This window comes from Psychrobacter sp. CX5, assembly GCF_057621535.2.
Genome location: NZ_CM177735.1, coordinates 157666 through 171228 on the forward strand (window position 1 = coordinate 157666; position 13563 = coordinate 171228).

A 13563-nucleotide genomic window follows, 5' to 3' on the forward strand; every position below is an offset into this window, starting at 1 on the left:
CGAACTGAACTTAAAGAACTGTATTTAGAAAACTGTATCTAGCAAATTAAATTGTCTAAATTACCAGATAATAGCTCGTGTTGCCATATTAATAAAGTCGTTAGGTAATACACCGACATATAATACGATCAGGGTCACTAGTATGACCATCAAGCCGCCAACTTGAATACCCCAATGCCACAACGCATCAAATTCAATGGTCTTAGTTGGACGTTTAAATAGCGTTAACATAACCCGTAGATAGTAATAAAGTCCAATCGCACTACCTAATATAATCATGGCCGCTAAAAACCACTCATTTCCATCGACAGACGCTACGATGGCGAAGAATTTAGTGATAAATCCGGCGGTTAACGGAATACCTGCCATAGAAAGCAGCATCACTGTCATTACTCCAGTTAATACAGGACGACGCCAAAATAGGCCTTGGTAATGTATTAATTCAGAGGCTTCACCTGCTTCTTTATAGGTGCTAGACATTAAAGTAATCACACCAAACAAACCTAAAGAAGTAAACGCATATACCGCCATATACATATTGGTAATTGAGTAGGCACCAGGTCCAATACTAACAGCAACGACTAATACATAGCCCATGTGTGCGATAGAAGAATAACCCAATAGACGTTTCAAATTGGTCTGACGTAAAGCCAGTAAGTTACCAAATAAGATAGATAAGGTGGCAATTACCATGAGTAACGTATTAACGGTAGGCAGCGCAAGCACGGCACCGTCTAATAAGAATCGAATTGCCAACGCCATCATTGCCACTTTTGAGACTGAGGCCAAATAAGTGGCAACAGGTGCAGGCGCACCGTGATAAACATCGGGTGTCCACATATGAAAAGGCGCTGCTGATAATTTAAAAGCAATAGCAAACGTCATCATTGCCGCACCTAAAATCATCAGTGGCGACTCAAACACATCTGATAATACGTAGGCAATTTCTTTAAATTCTAGCGTACCGGTTGAAGCATATATGAACGCCATACCCATTAGTAAGGTCGCTGAAGCAGTCGCCGATAAGACGAGATACTTTAGTCCTGATTCTAGTGAACGATCACGCATAAAGGCATAAGCCAACATACCGTATAAAGGCACTGAAAGTAGCTCAAGACTCATAAAGAATGAGGCTAGATTATGCGCACATACCATCAATAACGCACCGACAGTGGATAACAATAACAGCAGGTACAGCTCTTCTTTATGATCTTTAAAGGTTCTAAAATATGGATAAGCCAAGGTACAACAGGCTAAAGAAGATAAAAAGATGACCACCATATTAAACTGGGCAAAAGGATCTACGATAAACATGCGGCTGACTATGACCTGTTCAGGCACACCGAACCAACCCAGCATCTGACCTATTAATACCAATAAGCCGATATTTAATCCGAGTACTGATAATGTACCGGTTAAAAAATGTGAACGCTTAACGGCGATTGCTAGCATAACGACCAGTAGCGTGACGACCACAATCAGAATAGGCGCAAAAGGCATTAACACAGGCCAAGTCGTTTCAATAACGTTATTCATTAACGAACCTCCCCTGTGACAACTGCGGACTGTATGACCTGAGTGGCATCAAAATTGACAACCTCATGATAGGTATAGGCATTATTAATCCACTGCATCGCATGACTAGACGTATCCAACACTGACTGTGGAAATAAACCTAGCCAAACCAAGCCAATGGCTAGTAATAAAAGTAATAGAAGTTCTCGTTTATTTAAGTCATATAGATTGATTGGCTTATCATGGATCTCTTCACCCTCATAGCTCGGGTTTAAGGTATGAGAATTTACCGCACCGGTATCTAGTGAAGTGGCTAATGCAGGTTGCAGATGGTGAGGGTGTTGTTCATTAGTCACATGATGTTTTGGCATACTATCAACACTGTCATCATGAGTTGCTACTGACGTATTCGAATGATTGGCAACCACAGCATACTTAGGGACAGTTTCTTCCCCAAATAGCGCACGGTAAATAATAATCAATGAATAGAGTCCTGCCCATACTAAACTAAATGTTGCAATAACAACGAATACCGGATACTGTTCAAACGATCCTAATAATATTAGAAACTCACCGATAAAGTTTCCTGTACCAGGAATACCTAACAGTGCCGCACAGAAAAACATTAAGAATGGCGCATAATACCGGAATTGTCCCCACATGCCGCCCATTAATGGTAATTCACGGGTGTGCATACGCTCGTATAACTGCCCTGCCATAATAAATAGCGCCGCTGATGATAGACCATGCGCTAACATTTGTATCATCAGACCTTGTAGGCTGAGTAAGGTACCTGCGTAAATCGCCAATACCACAAATCCCATATGTGAAATACTAGTATAGGCAAGCAAGCGTTTAATATCCGTTTGCACAAAGGCCATCCATGCACCGTAGAAGATACCGATAGCTCCAAGTGTCATCGCTATTGGCGCAAACTGTTGAGAGGCCTCTGGGAAAAATGGCAATACGAAACGAATCAAACCATAAGCTGCCGTTTTAATCAGGATACCTGCTAAGTCAACGGAACCTGCAGTTGGTGCTTGAGCATGAGCGTCGGGTAACCAGCCATGAAAGGGCATGATCGGTAATTTAACCGCAAAGCCGATAAAGAAGCACAGCATGATGGGATATTCCCAACCACCAAGAGGCGTGCCCAAAAGATCATTGTAGTTAAAGCTAAATACACCTGAGTTTTGGTAATTTATGATGACTAATAATAAAATGCCCACCAGCATAATCAAGCCTGACGCTTGAGTATAAATAAAGAATTTAGTAGCCGCATATTCTTTGGTTTTACCATTGGTGGCATTGTGTCCCCAAATGGCAATTAGGAAATAGATAGGGACTAACATCATCTCCCAGAAGAAGAAGAATAAGAATAAATCGATGGCTAAGAATACCCCGATTACCCCACCTAAGCTCCACAGTAGATTAAGATGGAAAAATCCAACACGGCGTTGAATCTCACCCCAAGAACAACCTACCGCCATAATACCTAAGAAAGCGGTTAACGATACCATCAGTAATGACATACCATCTAAAGCTAAATGGAAGCTAATACCAAATGAATCGATCCAAGGTACCACAAACTCAGCAAACCAGGGCAGCTGTGCATCAGGTGCAATCACCTGCTTACTCATACCTGCAAAACCACCTTCACGCCATAACACGACCGTCATCGCAAAGGTGATAATCATACCAAGTAAGGCAATCCATCGAGGCAGACGTTTGTCAATTTTTTCTACTAACCAACACAGCGTACCCGCAATAAACGGGGTAGCAATTAATGCTGGCAATATCCAAGCTAATTGAAGTTCTGTCATCTTAAATCACCGTCGTCATGACTAGTATCAACAACACTGCCATCCCCAGTCCAAAACTTGCAGCATATCCTCTTAGCGATCCTGATTGAGTCATGGTCATCACCTTATTACCCGCTGCAGCGATAGCGGGTAAGATGTTCCATGTTTTGTCAACAGGGTCGACTTTGAGTAATTTGCCGATGAATAAAAATGGTTTCACAAAAATCAAATCATACAAAGCATCAAAACCAAGTCCATTTAGGCACCAATAATATATCGCACCACCCAAACTTGTTGATTTGAAACGGGTTAAAAGCTTGCCTTTATTAGCAACATACAATAAAAATGCGAGTACTAATCCAGATGCCATCGCACCCATAGCGATATATTCAGCCAAGTGCTTAGCATGGGCATCACCACTCATTTCAAGCATATGACCCACACTTTCTGGTAAGACACCGTGTAGTGGTGGTGTTATCAATGCACCTACTGCTGTTGACAAGATTAATAGAATAATTAAAGGTAGCTGATAAGATAAACCTGACAGCTTATGTGCATGGGTTTTCTCTTCACCAAAGAAGGTGAACCAAATCATACGGAAGGTATATAACGACGTTAAGAATGCCCCAAACACGCCCATATAAAACAGAATTTGATGACCCGTTGCATAGCTTTCCCATAAGATCGCTTCTTTAGAATAGAAGCCGACAGTTATCCATGGTATGGCTGCTAATGCGCCTCCACCGACAATAAAGCACCAAAATACTAAAGGTATCTTATTGCGTAATCCGCCCATCTTAAATATATTTTGTTCATGATGCACCGCGGTAATTACCGCACCGGCTGATAAGAACAGTAAAGCTTTAAAAAATGCGTGAGTCATTAAATGAAAGATAGCACCTTGCCAAGCACCCACACCAAGCGCCAAAAACATATAACCAATTTGACTCATGGTTGAGTACGCTAAAATGCGCTTGATATCAGTCTGTGCTAATGCACAGAATCCTGCCACCACTAAGGTTATCGCACCAACAGCACCTACCCAATATAGTAAAATGCCCGGTGTTAACATAAATAGAGGGTGCAGTCGTGCTATTAGATACACACCAGCGGTAACCATGGTTGCGGCGTGAATCAATGCAGAAACCGGTGTCGGTCCTGCCATCGCATCAGCAAGCCAACTGTGCAAAGGAATTTGTGCAGATTTACCCATTGCCCCGCCCACTAACATCATGGTTGCCAATATCAATGTTGGGTTATTGGCTTCAAACATTTGTGGGGCACGGGTAATGATATCTTGAATATTTAAGGTGCCAAATTCACGGAACAGTAAGAATAGCCCGAATGCCAAAAACACATCACCAATACGAGTGACGGTAAATGCTTTCATTGCTGCCCGGCCATTTGCTCTATTTTGATAATAAAAACCAATCAATAAGTACGAGCAAATACCCACGCCTTCCCAGCCGAGATAAAGCAATAATAAGTTATCCGCTAACACCAATAACAACATGCTGGCGACGAATAAATTCATATAGCTGAAAAACCTTGCGAAGCCAACATCACCTTTCATGTACCATGAGGCGAATAGATGAATTAAAAAACCGACACCCGTAATAACGCCTGTCATGGTTAAGGCTAAGCCATCGAAGCTTAACCCGAATGCAGGGGCAAAATCGCCTACTTGCATCCACGTCCATAACGGTAAGTTAATAACCGTACTAGGATCGTTTTGAGACAGGTAGCTGTATGACGCAATCAGAGCACATAGAGCAGATAAACCTAAACTTCCCACGCCAAGCCATTTTGCCGAATATTCAGATAAATGATCTCGCATTGCCGCTAAGATCAAGAAGCTGATAGCCGGAAAGATAAAGGTCAATGGTAATAAACTCATAATATTAACCTCTCATCTCATTGGCGGAATCAATATCTAAATGACCACGGCGATGGTAGAACTGCAATAAGATTGCTAATCCTAATGAAGCCTCAGCAGCTGCTAAAGTTAGGATAAAGATAAACATAACTTGACCATCTGCACTTAACCAATGACTGCCAGCGACTATAAATGCAAGGCCAGCGGCGCTCATCATAATTTCCAGACTCATTAGCATAAATAGGAAGTTTCGGCGAACCATTACGCCACATAGCCCTATTACGAAAATAATGCTCGCTAATATAAGACCATGTTCCATCGGAATAGGACCTAATACGCTTGTATCAGCAACAACATTGACGTGAGGCGCTTGCACCATCTCAACAGGTTTAATTTCCATTGATTGGGTGGTTGCTACAGTATCAGCATTACTGACAGTATCGACATGACTTAAAGATTTCACATCAGTTTGGTTAACGGTTTCAGAGGTTGCAGCTGCCATTAACTATCCTCCCTATTGTGCAGATGAGCGCTGTCATGTCTATGACCTTGTTTGAAGCGGTTGGCATCTAGTTTCTGATATTCGTAAGCCGTATCAGCCTCATCTAAACCCAGAGAATTATCACCCTTGGCATGAGTTACTCTGTCCGTATCATTTGTAAATAGACCATTTGAATGGGCTACTTGACGGCTACTGTGGCTGACGTTTTCATCGTCAAGCGCTTTTTTACCTAAATGATAGGCGGCAACTAGGGCAGCCAATAACAGCATCGCACCGACTTCAACCAATAATAAATACTCTGTGAATAATGCAATACCTACTTGTTTGGCAGATATTGTTTGAGCCCCTATTGTCGCAGCGGTTGTCACACCTTGAACACTATTACCCATTGAAATAATATACATGAGGACAATGCCGACGATGACACTTAATGCAGTAGGTACGGCCCAGACATCTGATGACAACCATAGGCTTTCTCGGCTATCATTTTCAGAGCCCAAATTGAGCATCATAATAACGAATACAAAGAGCACGAGAATTGCGCCTGCATAGACGATAACCTGTAAGGCCCCAGCGAATGGCGCACCCAATATAATGAAGATTCCTGCTAATGCCAATAACGATACAATCATAGAAAGGATGGCATGGACGGGATTTGCTAACATAATAACCCTAAGGCTTGCGATAATTGCAACTAACCCTAGGGCATAAAAACCTACCAATGCAGTATTATCAAACCAGTGTAGCCAACTCATGGCAATAGACTCCTTAAATCGACAGGATCCGCCTCATTTTGGGCAGCCCCTTTTGGTTTGTCTTTAATCGCCATACCGCTAACACGGTAATAGTTATAATCAGGATATTTACCTGGACCTGAGATCAATAGATGCTCTTTTTCATATACTAAGTTTTGACGAACGTATTCACCCAACTCAAAGTCTGGTGTAAGTTGAATCGCTGTGGTCGGACAAGCTTCCTCGCACATACCACAAAATATACAACGTGAGAAGTTAATACGGAAAAACTCAGGATACCAACGCCCATCTTCACGCTCCGCTTTCTGTAAGGAGATACAGGCAACAGGACACGCCACCGCACATAGGTTGCAGGCGACACAACGCTCATCTCCATCAGGATCACGGGTTAACACGATACGACCGCGAAAGCGTGGCGGCACTGGCACAGGCTCTTCTGGATACAATATGGTATCTCGAGGTCTAAAAGCATGACTGTTAACCATCCACATGGTGCGCACAATGGTAAACATGCCCACGACTGTCTTTTTCAACGTTTTAAACATGTTAACTTCTCTAATTGCTTACTAGTGAAGAACCTGACAACGATAAAAATAGCTTTTAACGTCAGTCGGGTCGTTATTTCTAACTAATAAATAGAAGGTTTTAAACCAAATAACTCTTGTATAGGTAAATTTCTTTTTTATAAGTAAATTTCTTTGCCAAATATCGATCTATACCCTATTTAAATAACTTTTTTAAGGGTGTAGAGTTTGAAGGATATTTTGCCTTGAAATTAACTTGCTGAAATCAATATCAAAGCAGCGGTTACTAATAAATTAATCAAAGTAACTGGCAAACAAATCTTCCAACCGAAGTTCATAACTTGGTCGTATCTTGGACGCATCAGCGAACCACGAGCCAATACGAACATGGTCATAAAAAACAAGGTTTTGATCATGAACCAAAATGCTGGCGGTAGAATGGTGAATCCAAGATTCATTGGCGCATCCCAACCACCAAAGAACAAACAAGTCATTAAAGCCGAAATGAGGACCACATTGACATACTCACCAATGAAGAACATACCAAACTTCATACCGGAGTATTCAACATGGTAACCTTCAGCCAACTCTTGTTCAGCTTCTGGCTGATCGAAGGGGTGTCTATGTGTCACCGCTACCCCTGCCACAACAAAGGTTAAGAACCCAAAAAACTGAGGGAAGATATTCCAGTTCCAAAAGCCGCCTGTCTGAGCCACAACAATATCACGTAGGTTAAATGAGCCTGTCATCGCGACTATACCCATTAATGACAAACCTAGGAAAACTTCATAACTGATGGTTTGTGCGGCTGAACGTAGACCGCCGAGTAATGAGAATTTATTTCTAGATGCCCAGCCACCAAACATCACAGCATACACTGCCATACCTGCCATTGCGAAAAAGAATAGAATACCAATATTCCAATCCGCTACCCCTAATGTTGGAGAGATAGGAATAATCGCAAATGAAGCAATCGCCGTAAACATCGCCACGCCAGGCGCTAACACAAACATGAATTTATCGGCAAACTTTGGCGTCCAGTCTTCTTTAAAGAAGATTTTTAGCATATCTGCAATTAACTGGAGTGAACCCCAAGGCCCTACCCGGTTTGGACCATAACGATCTTGCCAAAGCGCCAACATACGACGCTCATAGATGATCATTAAGGCTGCAACCATTACCACGACCAAAAATATCATTAAGGCTTGGGCAACTAAGAATAACACCGTCCAAGCGTCTGTTGATAGACTTAAGAAGCTTGGCACCTCAGGGATGATTCGAATTGATTCCATATTAACCTCCCTGACCCTCTAAGTTTGGTTGATTATTATCGACATTGGATGGTTCTATTTGTATTTTTGGGGGATCAATTTTAATGACAGAAGCCGGTAAATGTCCATGTAAAATAGGTACTTGTCCCACTGGATACCCGATACAGCCTTCGGCAAGATAAGGTACCACTTTGACGGGCAATTCCACGCGCTGTCCATCAACCGTAATAGCCAACCAGTCTTTGTCACTCACTTGCCAATTATCAGCATCTTCTTTACTCACTGAAAATGCTGGCACTTGTAACTGCGAAGCCACTACTGGGCTACGCTGAGCCATTGCAGAGCTGCCGTATAAATTATGAATGGGCACTAATTTGGCCTGCCCTTGGAAAATACTGGTTTTAATAGGCTGATAAGGTTCTGGCTGTACATAATCGCGTTTAGCCAGTTTGTTATCCTCATCTATTAAATCAAATAAGCGAACCCCTGGATCACCTTGTTTTAGGCTACCGCCAATTTTATCTTGATACTTATTCCAAGCTTGTGGTGAGTTCCAACCTGGAGAATGTGCAAAAGGTATCATAGAACTTGGGGTTTGCGTGCCGGTATAACCTTCCATCGAAAAGGTTAAAGCCGTATCTAAATCTTTGGGCTGCATTGGCTCATGCACTGACAGGTTAGCGCGCATGGCAGTACGCCCAGAATAACGTCTTGGTTCACGGGCAATTTTAAGGCCTGAAATACGAAAATCTGATTCTGGTGCCGCCTGTTTTATACCTGTGAGATTAGGATGCGTCTTGATAAGCTCATTAATCACATCATCAAGCTGCGTCCAGTCTAGTGGCAACGCATTAAGACTGGTTTCGACGGCGTGTAACCAGCGCCATCCCTCTTTGATACAATTTTTATTATTGTAATAACCAGGGTCATAAACTTGGAAGAATCGCTGGGCACGGCCTTCTGCAGACACCAATGTCCCATCTGCTTCAGCAAAGCTGGCCGCCGGTAACACGATATCAACAAACTTATGCCAGTGTAGATTTTGATGATCCAGTGCAATGACCGTTTTGTCTGTCAATAACTTGGCAAGTTTTTCAATATCTAACGCGTCAGTTAATTGGTTTTCAACCACAATGACTGCATCAAAATCTGTGGCAAGAATCTCTTCAACCGACTTTCCGCCTAATAGGCAGACGCCAATGCTATTTGCACTTGGTACAGATAGATATAAGCCAGCTTGTTTGCGATAATTCTCATTAACCTGTTTTAGATCCAACTCTTCTTCTTTTGGATCTCGCTCTACATTGTCTTTAGCCGTTTTCTCAGCGGTTTTGGCATCTAACTCTTTATCTTCATTCGGCTGATCTTCAGCAGCTTGCGCTCGAACTTTTGCATTATGAATGTCAACTTTTTCAAGCTCATAGGCTTTTATTTCATCACGTTTATCGGTTAAAACCTGAGCTATTTGTGCAGCCGCTTCGATAATAGCAACATTAAACTGTCCTGTTCCAGAAACAACTAATGGCTTATCAGCAGTGACTAAATCAAAGGCAATTTGTTTTGCCAGTTGCTGCACTGGATCCAAATTAGACTGTTGATTCTCACCATAGACGGCATCTTGGACTACATCTTGTTCAACTTTATGCGCATCGTCTTGCGCATCAATATGAGCCCCATTAAAATCAGAGCCTTGAGTCGCCTGCTTTTTAATCTGCTCGATATCATTTGAAAGTGCTTTTACCGCTTCTGCTACCGCAAAGCCTAAACTTGCGATGTCCTCAGGTTTGGCAACACAGCTTACTTTACTAATGTCATCCAGTTTTGTTTGCACAGTGTCGGCAATGTATACTGGACTAAGCTCTTTTTGACCAATACGAAGCACAGGCTCAGCCAACCATTCTTGAGTCTTAAGCGCCTCTGCCATCTTAATTTTTTTATTTTTAGCAGCCTGACGTACAGCCAAAGCAATACGCGGACTGGTCTGGGTGATATCTTCACCTAAGATAAATACCGCATCGTGCTCTTCAATCTCGGCCATCGTCGGATTATAAATACCTTGAGTGTTTAATAGCTCAATGCACTTTTCAACCAACGACTGCTGATGACTATTCAAACCTGTTGAAAAATTATCAAAGCCCACCAGTTTTTTGAGCGCAAAGTTCGTCTCTAAACTGGCACGCGGTGAGCCAATACCGACTACTTTTTTACCTTTAATACGCTTAACCGTTTCGTCTAAAGCATAGTCAATATTTATTTTAACTTGTTTGTCGTTAATACGCTCAACCGCTTGTACAGGACGGTCTTCACGGTTGATATAACCGTAGCTGAAACGGCCTAGATCACATAAGAAATAGCGGTTAACTTCTCCGTTATAGCGGTTTTCAACGCGGCGTAACTCTCCATAACGCTCACCCGCTGAAATATTACAGCCTGCTGAACAGCCATGACAGATGCTTGGGCCATATTGCATATCCCATTTACGGTTATAACGTTCTGAATGTGTCTTATCAGTGAATACACCCGTTGGACAAACTTCAGTTAAGTTACCAGAAAATTCACTTTCAAACTGACCATCTTTGTCACGACCGAAATAAACTCGGTTGTTAGAGGCATAAACGCCTAAATCTTTACCACCTGCATAGTCTTTATAATAACGAACACAGCGATAGCAAGCGATACAGCGATTCATCTCATGCGCTATAAAAGGACCTAGTTCTTGATTGTGATGGGTGCGTTTGGTAAAGCGGTAACGACGTCTACTATGACCAGACATATAAGTCATATCTTGTAAATGACAATGACCCCCTTCCTCACAAGTTGGGCAATCGTGGGGGTGGTTGGTCATTAGAAACTCAACAATCGACTTTCTAAATGCTTTGGCTTCTGCATCGTCAACCGAAATATACATGTCATCGGTAGGTGCGACCATGCAAGACATGACCAATCGACCTTTACCTGCTGCTGCATCTTCTGCATTATTAAACTGCTTTACCGCGCACTGACGACATGAGCCGACTGAACCAAGTGCCGGGTGATAGCAGAAATAAGGCACATCGATACCCAGTGACAAACATGCTTCTAACAGGTTGTCTGCCCCGTTTACCTCGACCTGCTTACCGTCAATATGTATGACCGCCATGCCTGTTTCTACTCCTCTACTTCACATCACTAGGTTTAGAAGCTAGGGTATGATTCCCAGCACCTTTACCTGCATTTGAATCCGAATGTTTGGTGGTATCGGTATCTGCGCTAGATGATGCCGCAGGTTTGCTTTTTACCATAGTTGACATTACTTTTTTTATTTCTGACTCAGCCCATTGTGAGGTTTCTGAATCTACCTCGGTGGGTGCTTCTACTATAATTTTATTGTCAAACTCATGTCGGAAATATTTAAGAGCACTCATTAAAGGCTCCATCGCCCCTGGCGCATGGGCGCAGAAGGTTTTACCAAGCCATAAATCTTTGGTCAACCCTTCTAACTTTTCAACATCGCCCACTTGACCTTCGCCGCTATCGATAGCAGTCAGAAGTTTCACGCCCCAAGGCAAACCGTCACGACAAGGCGTGCAGAATCCACAAGACTCACGCTGGAAGAAAATCTCAAGATTTTTTAAGAGTGCTACCATATCTTGTGATTCATCAACCACCATGATCAGACCCGTACCCATACGGCTACCCGCATTTTGAATAGTTACAAAGTCCATCGGCAAATCGAGATGATCAGGTGTTAAAAAGTCAGTAGATGCACCGCCTGGTAACCAGGCTTTCAGCGTTTTACCCTCAATCATACCGCCTGCTAAATCTTCGATAATTTCGCGAGCTGTATAGCCAAAAGGCAATTCCCAAAGTCCAGGATCTTTCACCAGCCCTGAGCAACCAAATAGTTTGGTTCCTGGTGTGTCACTATTGTCTTTAATTTTGCTCAGTGACTGATACCATTCCGCACCATTCACTAAAATAGCAGGCATATTACATAAGGTTTCAACGTTGTTAACCACCGTTGGTCTACCCCATGCACCAGAAACTTGTGGGAATGGCGGTTTCGTTCTTGGATTGGCACGACGCCCTTCTAAACAATTAATTAACGCCGTTTCTTCACCACAAATATATCGACCTGCTCCGGTATGAACATGAAGATGAAAACTAAAATCAGTACCCTTAATGTTATCGCCTAATAAATTATTAGCGATACACTCATCGATAGCCGCCATTAGACGCTGGGCAGCAACAATATATTCTCCACGAATAAAGATATAACCGTCAGTTGCACCGATCGCATGAGCGGTAATTAACATACCTTCAATTAATAGAAACGGTAAACGCTCCATTAATAAACGGTCTTTGAAAGTACCCGGCTCCATCTCATCGGCATTACAAATCAGATAACGAGGGCCCCCATCAGGTGGCGTCATAAATGACCATTTCAGACCCGCATTAAAGCCTGCACCACCGCGGCCCCGCACATTAGCCGTTTTAACCATATCACCTACTTCTTTAGGTGATTTATTCAGGGCATTTTCAAGGCCTTCAAAACCTCTTAAAGATTGATAGGTTGCCAGATCTAAAATAGCATCATGATGAGCAAGACGCCACGTTAATGGTTTTGTTTCAATCGTCGCTGTTTCTTTATCCCCATAAATAGGGACACGCTGGTTATTTAATTGGCTAGGTGCTTGACCTTCTTTTCGACGTGCGAATTGTTCTGCGATGCTTAATTTTTGGGTTTCAGCATTTACAGGGGTCAAGGTGTCAACAGTTTGACTCATGGATAGTACTCCAACAATTCAGCAACCTCAGAAGGTGAAACGGGACCAAAGGTATCTTCATCGATTAACACAGAAGGGCCTTTATCACAGTTTCCTAAACAACAAATAGGCAATAGCGTAAACCGACCGTCTGCGGTGGTTTGTCCGTACTCAATACCTAAATGTTCTTTAAATTTTGCAGACAGTGCTTCATAGCCGGTTAAATAACAGGCAATTGAATCACAGACTAAAATCACATGACGACCCACAGGCGCGCGATAAATCCGGTTAAAGAAGGTGGCCACACCCTCAATATCTGTTACCGGTACATCCAATAAATTTGCGATGGCGTTTACTTGCGCGTCATCTACCCAGCCGTTGCGCTTTTGCACGAGTTTCAAAGCGTCAAGAGAAGCGGCACGCGCATGAGGGTAATGATGGATGTATTCGTGTATCCCCTCAATCTCTTGGGCAGTTAAGATGCTTTCCACATCTACTGTTGGGGCTTTATCGGTCACAATTCTCACAGTGCCAATCCTTTACTTTAGTTGATTTACTTAGCTGTCGCTGGGA

The 13563-nt window shown here is 42.6% G+C and carries 10 protein-coding genes; all 10 read right to left on the minus strand.

Annotation, left to right across the window (positions count from 1 at the left end; translation table 11 throughout):
• Positions 1 to 60: 60 nt before the first annotated feature.
• A complete protein-coding gene (locus AC21OG_RS00585; protein ID WP_487377024.1) occupies positions 61 to 1536 on the minus strand; it encodes an NADH-quinone oxidoreductase subunit N in 1476 nt (491 codons plus the stop codon).
• A complete protein-coding gene (nuoM, locus tag AC21OG_RS00590; protein WP_487377025.1) occupies positions 1536 to 3338 on the minus strand; it encodes an NADH-quinone oxidoreductase subunit M in 1803 nt (600 codons plus the stop codon). Before nuoM ends, AC21OG_RS00585 begins: the two co-directional genes overlap by 1 nt.
• 1 nt (position 3339) lies before the next feature.
• Entirely contained in the window at positions 3340 to 5214 is a 1875-nt protein-coding gene (gene nuoL / locus AC21OG_RS00595) for an NADH-quinone oxidoreductase subunit L (protein ID WP_487377026.1), read from the minus strand.
• Between the two features lie 4 nt (positions 5215 to 5218).
• Positions 5219 to 5572, minus strand: a complete 354-nt coding sequence (gene nuoK, locus AC21OG_RS00600) for an NADH-quinone oxidoreductase subunit NuoK (protein WP_486546583.1) — start codon at positions 5570 to 5572, stop codon at positions 5219 to 5221.
• Positions 5573 to 5694: 122 nt separating this feature from the next.
• Positions 5695 to 6450: an NADH-quinone oxidoreductase subunit J gene (gene nuoJ / locus AC21OG_RS00605; RefSeq protein WP_487377028.1), complete on the minus strand. Its 756-nt coding sequence runs from the start codon at positions 6448 to 6450 to the stop codon at positions 5695 to 5697.
• The gene (gene nuoI, locus AC21OG_RS00610; protein WP_486546378.1) at positions 6447 to 6995 is read right to left on the minus strand and encodes an NADH-quinone oxidoreductase subunit NuoI; all 549 of its coding nucleotides are present in this window, start codon (positions 6993 to 6995) and stop codon (positions 6447 to 6449) included. The genes nuoJ and nuoI overlap by 4 nt, the downstream gene beginning before the upstream one ends.
• A gap of 230 nt (positions 6996 to 7225) precedes the next feature.
• Positions 7226 to 8266 carry an NADH-quinone oxidoreductase subunit NuoH gene (gene nuoH / locus AC21OG_RS00615; protein ID WP_486546377.1) on the minus strand — a complete coding sequence of 347 codons (1041 nt, stop codon included), beginning with the start codon at positions 8264 to 8266 and terminating at the stop codon, positions 7226 to 7228.
• Between the two features lies 1 nt (position 8267).
• Complete coding sequence (gene nuoG / locus AC21OG_RS00620; protein ID WP_487377030.1) at positions 8268 to 11384, minus strand: NADH-quinone oxidoreductase subunit NuoG; 3117 nt, start codon at positions 11382 to 11384, stop codon at positions 8268 to 8270.
• 16 nt (positions 11385 to 11400) lie between these two features.
• The gene (gene nuoF / locus AC21OG_RS00625; RefSeq protein WP_487377032.1) at positions 11401 to 13011 is read right to left on the minus strand and encodes an NADH-quinone oxidoreductase subunit NuoF; all 1611 of its coding nucleotides are present in this window, start codon (positions 13009 to 13011) and stop codon (positions 11401 to 11403) included.
• Positions 13008 to 13517: an NADH-quinone oxidoreductase subunit NuoE gene (gene nuoE / locus AC21OG_RS00630; protein WP_487377033.1), complete on the minus strand. Its 510-nt coding sequence runs from the start codon at positions 13515 to 13517 to the stop codon at positions 13008 to 13010. The genes nuoF and nuoE overlap by 4 nt, the downstream gene beginning before the upstream one ends.
• Positions 13518 to 13563: the final 46 nt, after the last annotated feature.